Genomic DNA, 16984 nt, shown 5'->3' on the forward strand with positions numbered 1-16984 from the left:
GACAAGCGTGGCGGTCGACTTGCGGTTCGGACGGCCGATTGCAGCATTGCGGCGTGCAAGCTCGTCCGTCATCCCTCCCGCAAGCGTGAAAACGCGCTGGGGATGGCGCTCCCCACCCGCGACGCGTCAATCCGGCCCGGCGTCGCGTGCCGTCCCGACATGATCGGGCGGCGTCGCGTCCCCGGCCTGGCGAAAGTCGCCCCAGGCGTCCCGGGCGCCGCGCCACGCCATCAGGTGGAGGAGCGGAAGCCGCACCTCGACGACGAGGTCATCGTCGAGCAGGCCGGGGACGATCTCCGTGGTGGCGTCCGGAAACCGGGCGAGGACCGCCGCCTGAATCCGTCGCAGGCGCGGCAGCTGGTCCGCCGTGGGCTCGACGAGGATGTGCTTGATGATCCGGATCATGCCCGCTCATGGCATGGCGCGGGCGCGGCCGTCAGCCGGACAGCTTGTCCTATCGCGGCCGGGCAAGGGCCCTGTCTCGTCGGGCGACTGGCGGCAGCGGAATGGCGCGCTCGATCCTCCGACGCTCCTGTTTCTCCGAAGCTCTTGGCCGCGGTCCCCCGGGATTCGCACCGCGTCCAAGCCGCGCCGGCGACGAGGACGGTTCGCAATGCCGCGGGATCGATCCGGAGTTTCGCAGTGCTCGGGGGTGCCCAGTGTTTGCCCGGAGCCTTTTCACGCCGGACGAAATGTCCGGTTTTCGACATTTCCCAATACCTGATTGAAGACTTCACATTCGACCGCTAACATTTACAAAATTAAGATCTACGTAAGTGCTGTCATCGGCCGGAACGCGTGGGTGAAAACTGCATGACCCGGACGGACAATTCGCCCCCACGTTTGCCCAATCCCTTCACGCGAAAGCTCGAAAGCTTCGTGGAATTATCAGAGGCAGACCGGGCGATACTGGAGCGGATCAGCGCGGAGCGGCGCAGCATCGAAGCGCACACGCCCCTGGCGCGCGAGGGCGACAAGCCGGACGGTCTCTGGCTGATCCTGGACGGGATGGCGTGCCGCCAGAAGGCGCGGGCGAGCGGCCGCCGTCAGATCCTGGCGTTCCTGCTGCCCGGCGACCTCTGCGCGCTGGATGTCTCCCTCCTGGAGCGGATGGACCACAGCATCGTCACCCTGTCGCCCTGCAAGGCGGTTCACCTCGCAGCCGAGACCGTCGCGGAGATCCTGGACACCGTCCCGGCCTTGGCCTGCGCCCTGAGCCTCAGCACGCTCGTGGACGAGGCGACCCTGCGTGAGTGGATGGTCAATCTCGGCTGCCAGCCGGGCGTGAAGCGGATCGCCCACCTCTTCTGCGAACTCTATGTCCGCCAGCAGCGGGTGGGGCGGACGACCGGGACCAGCTGCGCGCTGCCCGTGACCCAGGCGGATCTCGCGGACGCGACCGGCCTCTCGAACGTCCACGTCAACCGGGTGCTGCAGGATCTGCGCGGCAATGGGCGCATCGGACTCCGGGACCGGCGCCTCACCATTCCCGACCTCGCCGCCCTGTCCGCCTTCGCCGAGTTCGACGCCGCCTACCTGCGCATGGACGCGGAGGCGGAGACGCGCGCCATCCGACGAATTCCGGCCCATTGCCTCAACGCCATGGCCGCCCATGGCCTCGGCGCGCAGGTCCCGCATTCGAATTGACGGGAACCGACCGCGCGCGAAAGCTTGGGACAGCCGGCATGTTTCGGAATGTCGAGGGGAGTGCTTGGCGCGCCCACGGGGAATCGAACCCCGGTCTGATCCGTGAGAGGGACCTGTCCTAACCGCTAGACGATGGGCGCGGACCGGAGGGAGGCACTCGGTGATCGCTGCGGCGATCCGTGCTTCCCGGCCGATGGGCGATCGTATAGCGAGGGTCGCGCGGCACGACAAGGGCTGAAATCGCCCGGTCGGCCCGCACGCGACATTTTTAAATCGAAGGATGGCCCCTTGCCGGGACTCGAAGACCGCCGCGCGACGCTTCCCGAGGACGCCGCGACGGAGCGCCTGGACCGGGCCCTGGCCCGGGCCTTTCCCGATGTCTCGCGCTCGCGCCTGCAGGATCTCATCCGCGCCGGGCAGGTGTGCCGGGACGGCGCCGTCAGCCGCGACCCCTCCGCGAAGGTCGGCCCCGGGGCCGAGCTCGCCGTGGTGATCCCGGCGGCGGTGGCGCCGGAACCCATGGCGCAGGCCCTCGACCTCGCCATCGTGTACGAGGACGACGACCTCATCGTCATCGACAAGCCGGCCGGCCTCGTCGTCCACCCGGCGCCGGGCCACGAGTCGGGGACCCTGGTGAACGGCCTCATCGCCCATTGCGGCGAGAGCCTGTCGGGGATCGGCGGCGTGCGCCGGCCGGGCATCGTCCACCGCATCGACAAGGACACCAGCGGCCTGCTGGTGGTGGCCAAGAACGATCTGGCCCATGCGGGGCTCACGGCGCAGTTCGCCGACCACGGCCGCACCGGCCCCCTGGAGCGGGCCTACCTCGCCCTGGCCTGGGGCGTGCCCGAGCCCCGGGCCGGGACCATCGCGGCGAACCTCGCCCGCAGCGTGCGCAACCGGGAGAAGATCGCGGTGGTGCGCGGGGAGGGCGGCCGGCACGCCATCACGCATTACCGGGTCGAGGCGGTGCTGGGGGCCGAGGCGCCGGTGGCGCTGGTGCGCTGCTCGCTGGAGACGGGGCGCACGCATCAGATCCGCGTGCATCTCAGCCATCGCGGCCACCCCCTGCTGGGCGACGCGGTCTATGGCGGGGCCTTCAAGACCAAGGCAGGCCGGCTCGGCCCGGCGGCGCGCGCCGCCCTCGGCACCCTGGGCCGGCAGGCGCTGCACGCCAGCGTCCTGGGCTTTGCCCATCCGCGCACGGGCGACACCCTGCATTTCGAGAGCCCGCTGCCCGCGGACCTCCAGGCCCTCGTCACCGCGCTGCGGGCCGGGGCGTAGCGCCGCAGACACAGTCAAGACTGCGCGAGACCGCGCGGGCGTGCGCCAGGACACGGCGGGCTGCGGCCATTCGTGTCATCAGAGACCCAAGCGGGATCCCGTGCGTTGATGCCAGACGCGTCCCACGCGCCGCCTTTCCGTTCCCGCCGGTTTCCCGCTAGACTTGGGGAATCGAACGGTCGGCTCAAGGGAGCGGCGGTTCGCTTCGGACCGCCCTCAGGGGGTCCTTTCATGGAGGTAAGATCATGGCCGGCGCATTGCCAGTGCTCGCCACCGAAGGTGGCCTCTCACGCTACCTCGACGAGATCCGCAAGTTCCCGATGCTCGAGCCGAACGAGGAGTTCACGCTCGCCAAGGACTGGCGCGAGAAGGGCGACCGCAACGCCGCCCATCGGCTCGTCACGTCCCACCTGCGTCTCGTCGCCAAGATCGCCATGGGCTATCGCGGCTACGGCCTGCCCATCGGCGAGGTCGTGTCCGAGGGCAATGTCGGCCTGATGCAGGCGGTCAAGCGCTTCGAGCCGGACAAGGGCTTCCGGCTGGCCACCTACGCCATGTGGTGGATCAAGGCGGCGATCCAGGAATACATCCTGCGCTCATGGTCGCTCGTGAAGATGGGCACCACTGCCAACCAGAAGAAGCTGTTCTTCAACCTGCGCAAGGCCAAGGGCCGGATCTCGGCCCTCGACGAGGGCGACCTCAAGCCGGACCAGGTTGCCCAGATCGCCACCAAGCTCGGCGTGCCCGAGCAGGAGGTGGTCGACATGAACCGCCGCCTCTCGGGCGACACCTCCCTCAACGCGCCCCTGCGCGAGGAGGGCGAGGGCGAGTGGCAGGACTGGCTGGTGGACAACAGCCCGAGCCAGGAGACCGTGCTCGCCCGCGAGGAAGAGGGGCAGAACCGCCTCTCGGCCCTGCGCGACGCGCTCTCAGTGCTCAATCCGCGCGAGCGGCGCATCTTCGAGGCACGCCGCCTCGCCGACGACCCGATCACCCTGGAGGATCTCTCCGGCGAGTTCGGCGTCTCGCGCGAGCGCGTCCGTCAGATCGAGGTCCGCGCCTTCGAGAAGATCCAGGAGGCGGTCAAGCGCAACCTCGCCACCCGCGAGGCCCCGCGCGTCGAGGCTCACGCCTGAGTTCTTGAGACCGCCTTCGCCGACAGGAGAACGGCCCCCCGGACATCGTGCCGGGGGGCCGTTTTGCGTTCCGGGCCCGATGCGCGGTCGCTGACGAGAGCTTCCGCGCGCGTGACCCGCGGCGCGAAACGCCCTAGCGCCACTGATCGAAGGCGCCTTGCAGGACCTGGGTTCCGGCGGTGCCCTTCTCGACGGCGATGATCCCGCGGGGGCCGGCGGCGAACTTCAGCGTGATATCGAACCAGTTCTTGTGCAGCAGGATGTCGGTGTTGCGCTCGATGTCGTTCGGCAGCGACGAAAGCCCGATGAGGAACAGGTTTTCGCGGACCCGCACCGGCAGGCCGGCCACGGGGGAGCCGCGGGCGCCTTCGTCGTCCTTGCCCTGGAGCAGGCCGATATCCTGGACGTTGTGGCGGGCGGCCGTGGGGCCGCTCGGCGTGAAGGCGAGCTCGATGGTGTGAGAGGCCGGGAGGGTCGCGTCGAGGTTGCGGCGCACGGTCATCGCGAGGGTCAGCCCGGCCTCCGGGAAGTCGGCCGTGGCCCGCACGACGGTCTCCAGCTGCTGGCCCTGCTCGCCCGGGACGGTGTCGAGGCGCCAGACCACCCGGCCCTGGGTGGTGGTGGGCGTGGCGTTGGCGCCGCCGCCCATGTTCTCCTCGTAGAGCACCGCGCGCTGGGTGACCGCGAGGTCCGGCTGGGCCTGGGTCGGGGCGGCGGGCGTCGGGGACGGCGTCGGCGCGGGCGTGGCACGCCGGGCCGGCGCGGCGCGCTCGGCCGGCGCGGCGTCGCCGCCGACCCGGTCGGCGAACTTCGAATCGGCGCCCTCCGGGGCCGCGTCCTGCTGCTCGGTGGCGATCGGTTGAAGGTCGGCCGGCCTGTCGCGCAGGAGGAAGGCGGCCACCGCGATCAGCCCGATCACCGCGATCAGGATGCTGCCGACGAGCACGTTGCGCAGGAGGCGCGAGCGCCCGTGCCGCGGCCCGACCACCTCGATGCGCGGACGCTGGCGCTGGCCGCCATCCGGAGGCGGCACGTCGCTGCCGTCCTCCTGCGGGGGCGGGGTCGGCGCGGACGCTTCGTCCGCCCCCTCGGCGGCCATGAAGGGCGGGCTCTTCGCCTTGCGCGCCTGGATGCGGACCGGCGGCGGGATCGTGTCGGCGCCGCTTTCGGCCGACAGACCGGCGCCGTCGCGCGGCGTCGGCGGCGAAACGGCGATCGGCTGCACCGGCTCAGGCGCCGGCGGAACGGGCGCCGGCGGACCCGGCTCGGGCTGGGCCGACACGGGCGGTCCGGCGGCCGGCACGCCAAGATTCGGCGGCGGCGCGGGCGGCAGGGTCGCCTCCGGCGGAACCGGCTCGGACCCAGACGGCTCGGGCGGGAGCGGCTCGGGCAGATCGGTGAGATCGTTGGCCGGGGGAGGCGGCCGGAGGGGGGCCGGCTCGGGGGCGGGCGGCTCGGGCGCCGGCGCCGGCTCGGGCGGCGACGGGGCGACGCCCCCGTGGTCGCGCTCCAGGCGCAGGATGGCGGCCTCGAGGGCGTTGCGCTCGAGGTCGATGTCGTCCTCGGACAGGGGCGGATCGAGGGAGCGGAGCTGACCGATCAGCGCACCCCGCGCGCGCTCGTAGACGGCCTGGCGCAGGGCCGGGGAGCGGTCGGGCATCGCGTCGAGCGCCCGTGCCAGCAGGGGATAATAGTCGGCCATCGTGCCTCAGATCCGCCTTCTCACCGGCGACCGACCCGCCGCCTCGTCCCGCCGTCCCGCGGACGGGCGAAGCCGGCCGACCACCGCGGGTCCGTCAGGGGCATCATCCCCACGCGGCCGCGCGCCCATCAAGCGGAAACCACCCTAGTCCTCAAAGGGGTTGTGCATGAGAATGGTGTCGTTGCGCTCCGGCGAGGTCGAGAGCAACGCCACCGGTGCGCCGATCAACTCCTCGATCCGGCGCACGTACTTGATCGCCTGGGCCGGCAGGTCGGCCCAAGAGCGGGCCCCGGCCGTGGTGCCTGACCAGCCCTCGATGGTCTCGTAGATCGGCTCCACCTTGGCCTGCGCCGCCTGATTGGCGGGGAGGTGGTCCACCACCTGTCCGTCGAGGCGGTAGCCGGTGCAGACCTTGATCGACTCGAAGCCGTCGAGGATGTCGAGCTTGGTCAGGGCGATGCCGTCGATGCCCGAGGTGCGGACGGTCTGGCGCACCAGCACGGCGTCGAACCAGCCGCAGCGGCGCTTGCGCCCGGTGTTGACGCCGAACTCGCGGCCCTTGGCGCCGATGGTTTCGCCGATCTCGTCGAACAGCTCGGTGGGGAACGGACCCTCGCCGACCCGGGTGGTGTAGGCCTTGGCGATGCCGAGCACGTAGCCGATGGCCGAAGGGCCCATGCCGGAGCCGGTGGCGGCCTGCGCGGCCACGATGTTCGAGGAGGTCACGAACGGATAGGTGCCGTGGTCGACGTCGAGCAGCGCGCCCTGCGCGCCCTCGAACAGGATGCGCTTGCCGGCGCGGCGCTCGTCGTCGAGGAGCTTCCAGACCGTGTCGGCATAAGGCAGGATCGTCGGGGCGATCGCCTTCAGCTCGGAGAGCAGGGCGCCCGCGTCCACCTCGGCGATGCCGAGGCCCCGGCGCAGGGCGTTGTGATGGGTGAGCACCCGCTCGATCTTCGCCTCGAGGGTCGACTCGTCGGCGAGGTCGACGACTCGGATGGCCCGGCGGCCGACCTTGTCCTCGTAAGCCGGGCCGATGCCGCGCTTCGTCGTGCCGATCTTGAGCCCGGCGTTCGACGTCTCGCGAAAGTGGTCGAGCTCGCGGTGCAGCGGGAGGATCAGGGTCGCGTTGTCGGCGATGCGCAGGGTCCGGGGCGAGATCTCGACGCCCTGGGCCTGGAGCCGGGCGATCTCGTCCACGAGGTGCCACGGATCGACCACGACGCCGTTGCCGATCACCGACAGCTTGCCGCCCCGCACCACGCCCGACGGCAGCAGCGCGAGCTTGTACGTCACCCCGTCGATCACGAGCGTGTGGCCGGCATTGTGGCCGCCCTGGAAGCGGACCACGACGTCGGCCTGCTCGGAGAGCCAGTCGACGATCTTGCCCTTGCCTTCGTCACCCCACTGGGCGCCTACGACGACGACGTTTGCCATTCACTGAAGACCTGTGCCGTAACCCGCGCGAAAGCGGTCCGACCTGACGGTCGGACCGCTTTCGCTGTCCTCGGGTCTTTCCGCGATCCGTGCGCGGAAATCAAGCAAGGGGCCGGTTTGCCGCCCGATGAGCAGGTATGTCGCCCAGTCGGCCTCCCCGCCGAGCGGGAGGTCTAGCGGGCCTCGGTCCCGGGCTGGCGGCCGGGCAGGTCGCCGGGCTTGATCACCGGCATCGAGCCGGGGTTCGGGTCGGGCGGGGTCACCACCATGCCGGGGGCCGCATTGCCCGGCGGCTTGATGACGCCATCGCTCTTCTCGAGCCTGTCGCTCAGCGTGCCCTTGTCGGCGGAGGTGCCCTGGTCGGCCGTTCCCTCGGAGGGACGGATCTTGTCGGGAATGGTCTGGTTCGGCGGCGGCAGGGCCGGATCGGTGTCCCGGCCTTTCAGCGGCGCGTCGGGGGACTGCGCGAAGGCCGTGCCGGCGATCAGGCCGAAGCCGACCGCGAGGGTGAGGATCGAGCGCATAGGGTCTCCCTGTCTCGGATGCGGGGTTTCAGGGAGAACAGGCCGGGCGCCGAAGCGTTCCTGTCCCATCGGTCCCGTGATGGGACGATGGTCCTGGAAGGGGGCGGCGTTGCCCCGACCCGAGTACAACGCAGAGAACCGCACCGGGCGCCCGACCGCGACGACCGTCTGCCGAATCCTGCGGGATCGCAGCGTTCGGCTTCTCAGGCCGCCTGCCCGATCGTGAAGTCGACATGGACCGCGTCATAGGGGAAGACGATCAGGTCATCGGTCGTGCGATCGAGGAGGCCGGCGTTGAGCAGGGCGTGAACATCAGCGTGGGTGTTCTTCACATCCCGATCCAGCGCCCTGGCGACGGCCCGCAGCGACATCGGGGTCTGGCCGGCCAATGCCCGGATCAACGCCCAGCGTCCGGGCGTCAGGACGGTCCACAATCGCTCGACGCTGGAGAAGGAGATGAATTCTCCCTGCGGTTCGCCGCGAAACGCTCCCAGTGCGCGGGCCGAGGTCTCTTCCGTCGACGACACACCGATGGTCACGGTTCGCATGGTCACCTCCAAGCCTCGACGTCGGTCCAGAAATCGGCCAGCAGGGCCTCCGGGGTCATGAAGCGGTAGGCGTGTTCGCCACCGTGCCTGTGCACGTGATCGCCCTTGCCCGCCTCGTTGTCGTAGCGAAGCACGCACACGCCATCGACGACCAGGGCGAGGCGATACTTGAAGGGATGCATGCTTCCGCGAACCGGCATCGGCACGCTCCAGACGACCAACTCGGCGAAAGCGCGATCGGCAGCGATCTCGATACGCTCTCTGAACAGCAACCGCGCCTTCGTGTTGGTCAAGATGCCAACACCCTCAGGCGTTGGCAAGCGGTCACGACGAGTTCATCGACCCCGGGCGACCAGGCAGGAAGCAGGGGAGCGTCCGGCGATCCGGCATCGCGAGTACGGCGCGGAGATCCGACACCGGCGTTGGTTGGCGTGACATCGTCGAGTTTGACGGTCGGCAACGGACTGTTCTCGCGCGATGCGCCCCTCTGCCTCCGGCCGTGAAATCCAGCTGGATCAGCCATCCGCGCGCGCCATGCCGATGTAGAGTTCGCGCAGGCGCCGGGTGTGCGGGCCGGGGCGGCCCTCGCCAACGGCGTGGCCGTCGATGGAGACCACCGGCATCACGAAGGCCGAGGCGCTGGTGTAGAAGGCCTCGGACGCGGCCAGGGCCTCGGCGACGCTGAACAGGCGCTCCTCGAGGGCGAGGCCGGACTCCTCGGCGAGGCGCAGCACTGCCTTGCGGGTGATGCCGGGCAGGAGCGCCGTGGAGAGCGGCCGCGTGACGAGGGCGCCGCCTTTCGTGACGATGAACGCGGTCGAGGACGAACCCTCGGTGACCGCGTCGTCCTCGACCATCCAGGCCTCGGCGACGCCGGCGGCGGCGGCCTGCTGCTTGGCCAGCACCTGGGCCAGGAGGGCCACCGACTTGATGTCCCGGCGCTTCCAGCGCAGGTCCGGCACGGTGATGATCTTGGCGCCGGTCTCGGCGAGCGGGTTGGCCGCCACGGTCTTGGCCTGGGTGAACATCATCACCGTGGGCGCGGTGCCGGCGGGGGGATAGGCGAAATCGCGCTCGTACACGCCGCGCGTGACCTGCATGTAGACCAGTCCCTCGGTCAGCCCGTTGCGGGCGATGAGCGCGGTCTGCAGGCCGATCCACTCGGCCAGGCTGTGCGGGTTGGCGATGTCGATCTCGCCCAGCGAGCGGTCGAGGCGGGCCAGATGCGCCTCGTTGTCCACGAGGCGACCGTCGAGCACCGCCGAGACCTCGTAGATCCCGTCAGCGAAGAGGAAGCCCCGGTCCATGATCGGCACGCGCGCCTCGGCGAAGGGCAGGAAGTCGCCGTTCAGGTAGACGATGCGGGCCTGGGACACGGGGTTACCTCTTCGGTCCGGGTGGGGCGGGTCGGGGCAAGCAGGATTCGTGCGGAGCTCAGCTTGCGCCGAACACCCGGGCGAAGATCGTGTCCACGTGCTTGAAGTGGTAGCCGAGATCGAAGCACTCCTCGATCTGCTCCGGGCTCAGAGCCGCGGTGACGTCGGCATCGGCCTTGAGGAGCGTGAGGAAGTCGCCCTCGCCGCGCCAGACCGGCATCGCGTTGCGCTGGACCAGGCGGTAGGCGTCCTCGCGGGAGACGCCGGCCTGGGTCAGGGCGAGCAGCACCCGCTGCGAGTGGACGAGGCCGCCGAGCTTGTCGAGATTGCGCTGCATGGTCTCGGGGTAGATCAGCAGCTTGTCGACGACGCCGGTGAGACGCGCCAGCGCGAAGTCGAGGGTGACGGTGGCGTCCGGCCCGATCATGCGCTCCACCGAGGAATGCGAGATGTCGCGCTCGTGCCAGAGGGCGACGTTCTCCATGGCGGGCTGGGCGTAGGCGCGCACCATGCGGGCGAGACCCGTGAGGTTCTCGGTGAGCACGGGGTTGCGCTTGTGCGGCATGGCCGAGGAGCCCTTCTGCCCTTCCGAGAAGAACTCCTCCGCTTCCAGCACCTCCGTGCGCTGGAGATGGCGGACCTCGATGGAGAGGCGCTCCACCGAGGAGGCGACCACGCCCAGGATGGCGAAGAACATCGCGTGGCGGTCGCGCGGGATGACCTGGGTCGAGACCGGCTCCGGCGTCAGGCCCATGGCCTCGGCGACGTAGGCCTCAACCCGCGGATCGATGTTGGCGAAGGTGCCGACGGCGCCCGAGATGGCGCAGGTGGCGATTTCCTCCCGCGCGGCGACGAGGCGGGCGCGGTTGCGCTCGAACTCCGCGTAGGCTTGCGCCAGCTTCAGGCCGAAGGTGACCGGCTCGGCGTGGATGCCGTGCGAGCGGCCGATGGTCGGCGTCATCCTGTGCTCGAAGGCCCGGCGCTTGAGGGCGGCGAGCAGGGCGTCGACATCCTTGATCAGCAGGTCGGCGGCGCGCACGAGCTGGACGTTGAGGCAGGTGTCGAGCACGTCCGACGAGGTCATGCCCTGGTGGACGAAGCGCGCCTCGGGGCCGACGATCTCGGCCAGGTGCGTCAGGAACGCGATGACGTCGTGCTTGGTCACCGCCTCGATGGCGTCGATGCGGGCCACGTCGAAGACTGCGTCGCGGCCCTTCTCCCAGATCGCGTCGGCGGCCTGCTTCGGGACGACGCCGATCTCGGCCAGCGCGGTCGTCGCGTGGGCCTCGATCTCGAACCAGATCCGGAAACGCGATTCGGGCGACCAGATCGCGGTCATCTCGGGGCGGCTGTAGCGGGGGATCATGCGGGCGCCTCGGTCAACGCGTCGGAAAAAGGGGCAACGGGATGAGGCGCGCCTAGCATGGGCGGCGACCGCGCTCAACGCGGGCCCCCGGCCGCCGCCGACGCCGTCCCGCGCGAAGCGCAGCGAATCGGAGCGTCACGGCCGCCGCAGACACGAGCCACGGCCCGGCGACGCTGGCGCAGAACCCTGCCGATGCCCCCGATCCGGTCGCGGCACGCGTCCGACGCCCCTTAAGACCGTGGCAGAAAAGGGACAGCCCTGTCGGATCAGCCGTTTTCGGAGTCGTTCCAAGTTTGCGAACCGCGCAGGGATTGCGCAGTGCGAAGAGGATGTTGCCGCTTTGTTTCCAGGGGTTCTAAGAACGATTGAAAAAGATGAAGCCCTAAACGAGCGCCGTCGCCTCTTGCTTGAAAAATAGGCTCGCCCCAAGGGACAAAGACGCCCTGCAACTGCTTAACGGGCGAACTCTCAAGCACAGATGAACTACAGGCGGGCGATAAACCGATGAGCACGACAGCAGGATTACGACTGATCGCACCCCTCCTGTGCGGAACGGCCCTCACGGCCATCGCCCAGGCCCAGCCGGTCGGGCCGCGCGACGGAACGACCGTCACCCTGGATCAGCTCAGCGTCGAGGGCCTGCCGGGCAACACGGTCGGCTACGTCACCCGCGCCACCCGCAGCGCAACCAAGACCGACACGCCGCTCCTCGACACCCCGCAATCGATCACGGTGGTAAGCCGCCAGCAGATCCGGGACCAGAACGTCCAGAACCTTACCGAGCAGCTGCGCTACGTGCCGGGCGTGATTCCGGCCCAGGGCGAGAACAACCGCGACGAGGTTGTCATCCGCGGCCAGAAGACCAACGCGGACTTCTTCGTCAACGGCGTGCGCGACGACGTCCAGTACTTCCGCGACCTGTACAACATCGAGCGGATCGAGGTGCTCAAGGGCCCGGATTCGCTGATCTTCGGGCGCGGCGGCGGCGGCGGCGTGATCAACCGCGTCCTCAAGGAGGCCGACGGCCTGCGGGTGCGCGAGATCGTGGCCGGCGGCGGTCAGTTCAACCAGAAGCGCGTGGCGCTCGATGTCGGCGACCGCATCAGCGACAGCGTGTTCTTCCGCCTCAACGGCGTGTTCGAGGACAGCGAGACCTACCGGCAATTCGGGAAGCTGCAGCGCTACGGCATCAATCCGACGATGACCTTCCTGCTCGGCCCGGCCACCACCCTGAAGCTCTCCTACGAGTTCTTCCACGACGACCGCTTCCCGGATCGCGGCATCCCCTCGCAGAACGGCCGGCCGTACAACTACCGCAACAACATCCGCACCTTCTTCGGCAACCCGACCGTGAACCGGACGGCGGTCGATGCCAACATCGCCACGGCGACCCTCGATCACACGTTCGAGTCCGGCGTGCAGATGCACAACCAGCTGCGCTTCGCCGACTACAACCGCTTCTACTCGAATTCCCTGCCGGCCGCGCCGGTCAACGCCGCCGGCACGCAGGTGCCGATCACGATCTACCGCAGCGAGACCAACCGGACCAACTACTTCAGCCAGAACGACTTCACCTACAAGTTCCTCACCGGCGACGTGAAGCACACGCTGCTCGCCGGTTTCGAGCTCGGCTACCAGGAAGGCCTCGCCTTCCGGGAGACGGGCTTCTCCCGGGTGGGCGACAGCCTCGTCACCAGCGTGGTGGTGAACCCGATGTCGCCGATCTCCAGGGCACCGGTGACCTTCCGCAACAACGGCACCACGGACGCCAACGTCCGCTACGACCTCGGCCTGGCGGCGGCCTATGCCCAGGACCAGATCGACCTCAACGAGTACGTCCAGATCGTCGGCGGCCTGCGCTACGACTATTTCGACTTCTCCGCGCGGGGCCGGGCCACGGGCCTGACCAACGAGCGCGTCGACAACCTCGTCTCACCCCGCGCCGGCCTCGTGATCAAGCCGCTGGCGAACCTCGCCTTCTACGGCAGCTACAGCGTGTCCTACCTGCCGTCCTCGGGCGACCAGATCGGCGCGTTCACGCCCGGCCTCGTCATCGCCAGGCCGGAGGGCTTCCAGAACCTCGAAGTGGGCGTGAAATACGACGTGACGCCGACCTTCCAGGTCACCGGCGCCTTGTACAATCTCGACCGCACCAACCAGCGGCTGCCCGACCCGAACAATGCGGGCTTCTTCCTCCTGTCGGGCAGAACCAACACGCAAGGCGCCGAGATCGGCGCCAACGGCTACCTCACCGATTGGTGGCAGATCGCCGGCGGCTACGCCTTCACCGATGCCCGCATCGAAAGTGCCGTCTCGTCCACCATCGTGAAGGGCAACACCGTCGGGCTGGTGCCGTTCAACAGCGTCTCCCTCTGGAACAAATTCGACCTCACGCCCGAATTCGGCATCGGCATCGGGGTGATCCACCAGACCCACACCTTCGCCACCTCGGACGACACCGTGCGTCTGCCGAGCTACACGCGCTTCGATTTGGGGCTGTTCTACCAGGTCAGCGAGTCGGTCCGGGCCCAGGTGAACATCGAGAACCTGTTCGACCGGCGCTACATCTACACCGCCGACAACAACCAGAACCTCACGCCGGGCGCGCCGCGCACGATCCGGGCGCAGATCATCGCCAAGTTCTGAGGGTCACGCGCGGCGGGTGGCGCTACTCCACCCGCTGCCAGCCGGGGCCCATCAGGCGCTCCTGCGGCGTGAAGCGGGCCTTGTAGTCCATCTTGCGCGAGCCCTCGACCCAGTAGCCGAGATAGAGGTAGGGCAGGTTGAGATCGGCGGCGCGGCGGATGTGGTCGAGGATCATGTAGGTGCCGAGCGAGCGGTGCGCCTCGGCCGGATCGTAGAACGAATAGACCATCGACAGGCCGTCCGCGAGAACGTCGGTCAGGCAGAGGGCGACGGTGGGTCCGGTGCCGCGCCCGTTGATCGCGGTGTCGGGCCCGCGCCGGCGATAGTTCACCAGGTGGGTGTCGACGTGGCTGTCCTCGATCATCATGGCGTAGTCGAGCACGGTCATGTCGACCATGCCGCCGTCGCCGTGGCGGGCATCGAGGTAGCGCCGGAACAGGGCGTACTGCTCCGAAGCGGGACGGTTGGGCTCGGGATTGCCCACGAGGTCGGCACTGCGCTGGAGGATGCGGCGCTGGCTGGCCGAGGGACGGAAATCGGAGACCACCACCCGCACCGAGATGCAGGCCCGGCAGGATTCGCAGGCCGGCCGGTAGGCGATGGTCTGCGAGCGGCGGAAGCCCCCCTGCGTCAGGATCTCGTTGAGGTCGCGGGCGCGGCGCCCCACCAGGTGGGTGAAGACCTTCCGCTCCTCCTGGCCCGGCAGGTAGGGGCACGGGGAGGGCGCCGTCAGGTAGAATTGCGGGGTGTCCCGGGAATGGCTCGTCACGCTTGTCTGTCGCTCGCCGCGTGCCGGGTGCGCACCGCGCACCCCGAGACTTGAGTGTATCCGCAACGCGGGCCGGCTCAACTCCCTGTGAGGGTTCCGCGACGATTTCGTGCGAAACCGGGATCGTGCTGTCCGGCCGAGAGCCGCCGCGTTGTCGAAGACGTGCGTCGACGCGACGCCGGAGGCGACCGCGTCAGCCGGCCCGCACCACCGCGAGGCCGAGGATCAGGTCGTGACCGAGGCGGCGATCGGCCCGCACCAGGCCGATGCCGACATCCAGCACCCAGAGCAGGAAGGCCGAGGCCACGGCCACGTAGAACAGCAGCGCGTGGATCGCGGCGGTGAGGTAGTCCACGCGCGCGCCGCTCTCCGGCGCGACGACGCGCAGGCCCATCATCCGCATGCCCCAGGTGCTCTGGGCCGGGCCGCCGACCGTGATCGCGCTGTAGAGGATGCCGCTCGCCGGCAGGATCGCGAACAGGGTCCAGCCCAGCCCGAAGGTAAGGACGCCGATCACCGTGATCAGCAGGGTGAGGAGGGCGGTGAATCCGAAGATGAACAGGATGTCGAGGAGATAGGCGAGGAAGCGCGCGCCCAGGCTGCCCCGGACATAGGGCACCGGGACCTGGGGGGCGTAGCCGGTCTGAAAGCGATCGGCGTAGGGGCTTTGCGTCTCGCGCATGGGGCGCTCCTGAATCGCGCTCGCGGACGGAGCGGCGGCGTTCTGAGGCGAGAGATGGGCGTGCGCCCCAGGAGACTCAAGGACAGGAGACTCAAGGACATGAGACTCACGGACGAGAGACGCCAGGACGAAACTCGGGCATGCGCCGCGAGATCGCCGCGGCCCCACGGTCTCACGGGGGCGGGCGGCCGGCCGGCACCGGCTGGCCGCCCGGATCCGCGGCGGCGGCCTCGGGGGTCTCGAGATAGTAGTGGCGCAACAGGAACAGGCGCGCCCCGTTGACCGGTCCCGCCTCGGTGGCAAGGCCGAGGAGTTCCGCGCCGGGGCCGAAACGGCAGGTGACCCAGCGCTGACGCGCGGCCTGGCCGGGCCGCCCCGCCACCGCGTAGTCAACCCGGAGCTCGTCCGGCGTCGCGCCCGCGCCGATGCGCAGGAGCTTCACCGCGGTCTCGGGGGGCGCGAGCGCGGGCACGACCCGCCGGCAGATCATGGCGCGCTGACGATCGACCGAACTCTCGCAGCCGGCGAGGCCGAGGAGGGCGACGCCGGCGGCGAGCGCGATGCGGAGCCCGCGCGCGGCCGGTGCGGGGCTCACGCGCCGGCGCGCAGCCGCTCGGCGACCCGCAGGGCATAGTAGGTGAGCACGCCGTCGGCGCCCGCGCGCTTGAAGGCCAGCAGGCTCTCGACCATGGCGCGCTCGCCGTCGAGCCAGCCGTTGCGGGCGGCGGCCTCGATCATCGCGTACTCGCCCGAGACCTGATAGGCGAAGGTCGGCACGGCGAATTCGTCCTTCACCCGGCGGATGATGTCGAGATAGGGCAGGCCGGGCTTCACCATCACCGAATCGGCGCCCTCCGCGATGTCGAGGGCGACCTCCCGGATGGCCTCGTCGGAATTGCCCGGGTCCATCTGGTAGGTGCGCTTGTCGCCGACCAGGGCCGCCTGGGTGCCGATGGCGTCCCGGAACGGGCCGTAGAAGGCGCTGGCGTACTTGGCCGCGTAGGCCATGATCTGAACGTCGCGGAACCCGGCCCGGTCGAGGCCGGCCCGGATCGCGCCGACGCGCCCATCCATCATGTCGGAGGGCGCGATGATGTCGGTGCCGGCTTCGGCCTGGATCAGGCTCTGCTCGACCAGGAGAGCCACGGTCTCGTCGTTGAGGATGGCGCCGTCCTCCAGCAGGCCGTCATGGCCGTGGCTGGTATAGGGATCGAGGGCGACGTCGGTCATGATCCCGAGCTCGGGCACCGCCCGCTTCACCGCCCGCACCGCCCGGCAGACGAGGTTGTCGGGGTTGAGCGATTCCGAACCGGTGGGATCGCGCAGGCTGGGCTCGGTGTAGGGAAAGAACGAGATCGCCGGGATGCCCGCGCGGGCGGCCTTCTCGGCGTCCCGCACGATCTCGTCGACGCTGAGGCGCTCGACGCCCGGCATCGACGCGATGGGCTCGCGCCGGCCCGACCCCTCGATCACGAAGAGCGGCCAGATCAGGTCATCGACCGTGAGGGTATTCTCGCGCACGAGGCGGCGCGACCATTCGGCCTTGCGGTTTCGGCGCGGGCGCTGGGTGATGCCGAGCGGGGCCGGGCGAGCGGCCTCCTGGGCCGTCTCGACCGCCAAGGGACGCGGGGTCGCTGGTTCGTTGGTCATCGTGGGCGAACTCGATGGTTTTCGCCCCGGGCCGTGACCGGGAGCGGCCTTGGCCGGGGCGGGCGAGCACGGGCCTAACACATCCGGAAAAGCCTCCGAAACCCGTGATGCCGACGCAGGGATGGCTGGTCTTCGTCCACGGCAGGCCTGCGCCACGCGCACAGCGCAAGGGCCTCCGGAAACGCCCCTCCGATTGACGCCAAGCGCCAAAACCTCG

The 16984-nt window shown here is 69.6% G+C and carries 16 protein-coding genes and 1 tRNA gene; 4 read left to right on the forward strand and 13 right to left on the reverse strand.

The features are described from left to right. Positions 1–126: 126 nt before the first annotated feature. On the reverse strand, positions 127–405 hold the full coding sequence (locus ASF20_RS12500) for a hypothetical protein (protein ID WP_056274623.1): 279 nt from the start codon (positions 403–405) through the stop codon (positions 127–129). A 474-nt stretch (positions 406–879) separates the two neighbouring features. On the opposite strand from ASF20_RS12500, the gene ASF20_RS12505 reads away from it, so the two are divergent. Beyond that, on the forward strand, positions 880–1647 hold the full coding sequence (locus tag ASF20_RS12505) for a Crp/Fnr family transcriptional regulator (protein ID WP_244476415.1): 768 nt from the start codon (positions 880–882) through the stop codon (positions 1645–1647). Positions 1648–1712: 65 nt separating this feature from the next. Here the strand turns inward: ASF20_RS12505 and ASF20_RS12510 are convergent. Continuing rightward, positions 1713–1787, reverse strand: a tRNA-Glu gene (locus ASF20_RS12510). A 148-nt stretch (positions 1788–1935) separates the two neighbouring features. Here ASF20_RS12510 and ASF20_RS12515 point away from each other — a divergent pair. Then, a complete protein-coding gene (locus ASF20_RS12515) occupies positions 1936–2931 on the forward strand; it encodes an RluA family pseudouridine synthase (RefSeq protein ID WP_056274625.1) in 996 nt (331 codons plus the stop codon). Between the two features lie 245 nt (positions 2932–3176). After that, positions 3177–4067: an RNA polymerase sigma factor RpoH gene (gene rpoH, locus ASF20_RS12520; RefSeq protein WP_056213706.1), complete on the forward strand. Its 891-nt coding sequence runs from the start codon at positions 3177–3179 to the stop codon at positions 4065–4067. 133 nt (positions 4068–4200) lie between these two features. On the opposite strand, the gene ASF20_RS12525 is transcribed toward rpoH, so the two are convergent. From ASF20_RS12525 to purB, 7 genes are all read right to left on the reverse strand, one after another. Next, the gene (locus ASF20_RS12525) at positions 4201–5769 is read right to left on the reverse strand and encodes a hypothetical protein (RefSeq protein ID WP_056274626.1); all 1569 of its coding nucleotides are present in this window, start codon (positions 5767–5769) and stop codon (positions 4201–4203) included. Positions 5770–5913: 144 nt separating this feature from the next. Beyond that, entirely contained in the window at positions 5914–7206 is a 1293-nt protein-coding gene (locus ASF20_RS12530) for an adenylosuccinate synthase (protein WP_056213701.1), read from the reverse strand. 173 nt (positions 7207–7379) lie between these two features. After that, positions 7380–7730 carry a hypothetical protein gene (locus tag ASF20_RS12535; RefSeq protein WP_056213699.1) on the reverse strand — a complete coding sequence of 117 codons (351 nt, stop codon included), beginning with the start codon at positions 7728–7730 and terminating at the stop codon, positions 7380–7382. 203 nt (positions 7731–7933) lie between these two features. After that, the gene (locus ASF20_RS12540) at positions 7934–8278 is read right to left on the reverse strand and encodes a transcriptional regulator (protein WP_056274628.1); all 345 of its coding nucleotides are present in this window, start codon (positions 8276–8278) and stop codon (positions 7934–7936) included. Positions 8279–8280: 2 nt separating this feature from the next. Then, a complete protein-coding gene (locus ASF20_RS12545) occupies positions 8281–8571 on the reverse strand; it encodes a DUF6516 family protein (protein ID WP_056274630.1) in 291 nt (96 codons plus the stop codon). A gap of 222 nt (positions 8572–8793) precedes the next feature. Continuing rightward, positions 8794–9654: a D-amino-acid transaminase gene (locus ASF20_RS12550; RefSeq protein WP_056274631.1), complete on the reverse strand. Its 861-nt coding sequence runs from the start codon at positions 9652–9654 to the stop codon at positions 8794–8796. Positions 9655–9712: 58 nt separating this feature from the next. Beyond that, positions 9713–11020: an adenylosuccinate lyase gene (gene purB, locus ASF20_RS12555; protein ID WP_056213693.1), complete on the reverse strand. Its 1308-nt coding sequence runs from the start codon at positions 11018–11020 to the stop codon at positions 9713–9715. Between the two features lie 504 nt (positions 11021–11524). On the opposite strand from purB, the gene ASF20_RS12560 reads away from it, so the two are divergent. Continuing rightward, the gene (locus ASF20_RS12560; RefSeq protein ID WP_056274633.1) at positions 11525–13666 is read left to right on the forward strand and encodes a TonB-dependent siderophore receptor; all 2142 of its coding nucleotides are present in this window, start codon (positions 11525–11527) and stop codon (positions 13664–13666) included. Positions 13667–13688: 22 nt separating this feature from the next. Here the strand turns inward: ASF20_RS12560 and ASF20_RS12565 are convergent, their stop codons facing one another. From ASF20_RS12565 to hemB, 4 genes are all read right to left on the reverse strand, one after another. After that, entirely contained in the window at positions 13689–14435 is a 747-nt protein-coding gene (locus tag ASF20_RS12565) for an arginyltransferase (RefSeq protein ID WP_056274635.1), read from the reverse strand. A 193-nt stretch (positions 14436–14628) separates the two neighbouring features. Then, positions 14629–15117, reverse strand: coding sequence for an RDD family protein (locus tag ASF20_RS12570; protein ID WP_056274637.1), 489 nt, complete (start codon positions 15115–15117; stop codon positions 14629–14631). Positions 15118–15289: 172 nt separating this feature from the next. After that, the gene (locus tag ASF20_RS12575) at positions 15290–15712 is read right to left on the reverse strand and encodes a hypothetical protein (RefSeq protein WP_056274639.1); all 423 of its coding nucleotides are present in this window, start codon (positions 15710–15712) and stop codon (positions 15290–15292) included. After that, positions 15709–16767: a porphobilinogen synthase gene (gene hemB, locus ASF20_RS12580; protein ID WP_056274641.1), complete on the reverse strand. Its 1059-nt coding sequence runs from the start codon at positions 16765–16767 to the stop codon at positions 15709–15711. The genes ASF20_RS12575 and hemB overlap by 4 nt, the downstream gene beginning before the upstream one ends. Positions 16768–16984 lie beyond the last annotated feature (217 nt).

The sequence above is a fragment of the Methylobacterium sp. Leaf88 genome (genome assembly GCF_001422795.1).
Taxonomy (GTDB): domain Bacteria; phylum Pseudomonadota; class Alphaproteobacteria; order Rhizobiales; family Beijerinckiaceae; genus Methylobacterium.

What these genes read in the sequence shown, in the direction of transcription:
- ASF20_RS12570 (WP_056274637.1), bottom strand. Translation starts at nt 15,117, where the DNA reads ATGCGCGAGACGCAAAGCCCCTACGCCGATCGCTTTCAGACCGGCTAC.
- ASF20_RS12530 (WP_056213701.1), bottom strand. Translation starts at nt 7,206, where the DNA reads ATGGCAAACGTCGTCGTCGTAGGCGCCCAGTGGGGTGACGAAGGCAAG.
- ASF20_RS12560 (WP_056274633.1), top strand. Translation starts at nt 11,525, where the DNA reads ATGAGCACGACAGCAGGATTACGACTGATCGCACCCCTCCTGTGCGGA.
- rpoH (WP_056213706.1), top strand. Translation starts at nt 3,177, where the DNA reads ATGGCCGGCGCATTGCCAGTGCTCGCCACCGAAGGTGGCCTCTCACGC.
- ASF20_RS12535 (WP_056213699.1), bottom strand. Translation starts at nt 7,730, where the DNA reads ATGCGCTCGATCCTCACCCTCGCGGTCGGCTTCGGCCTGATCGCCGGC.
- ASF20_RS12500 (WP_056274623.1), bottom strand. Translation starts at nt 405, where the DNA reads ATGATCCGGATCATCAAGCACATCCTCGTCGAGCCCACGGCGGACCAG.
- ASF20_RS12540 (WP_056274628.1), bottom strand. Translation starts at nt 8,278, where the DNA reads ATGCGAACCGTGACCATCGGTGTGTCGTCGACGGAAGAGACCTCGGCC.
- hemB (WP_056274641.1), bottom strand. Translation starts at nt 16,767, where the DNA reads ATGACCAACGAACCAGCGACCCCGCGTCCCTTGGCGGTCGAGACGGCC.
- purB (WP_056213693.1), bottom strand. Translation starts at nt 11,020, where the DNA reads ATGATCCCCCGCTACAGCCGCCCCGAGATGACCGCGATCTGGTCGCCC.
- ASF20_RS12525 (WP_056274626.1), bottom strand. Translation starts at nt 5,769, where the DNA reads ATGGCCGACTATTATCCCCTGCTGGCACGGGCGCTCGACGCGATGCCC.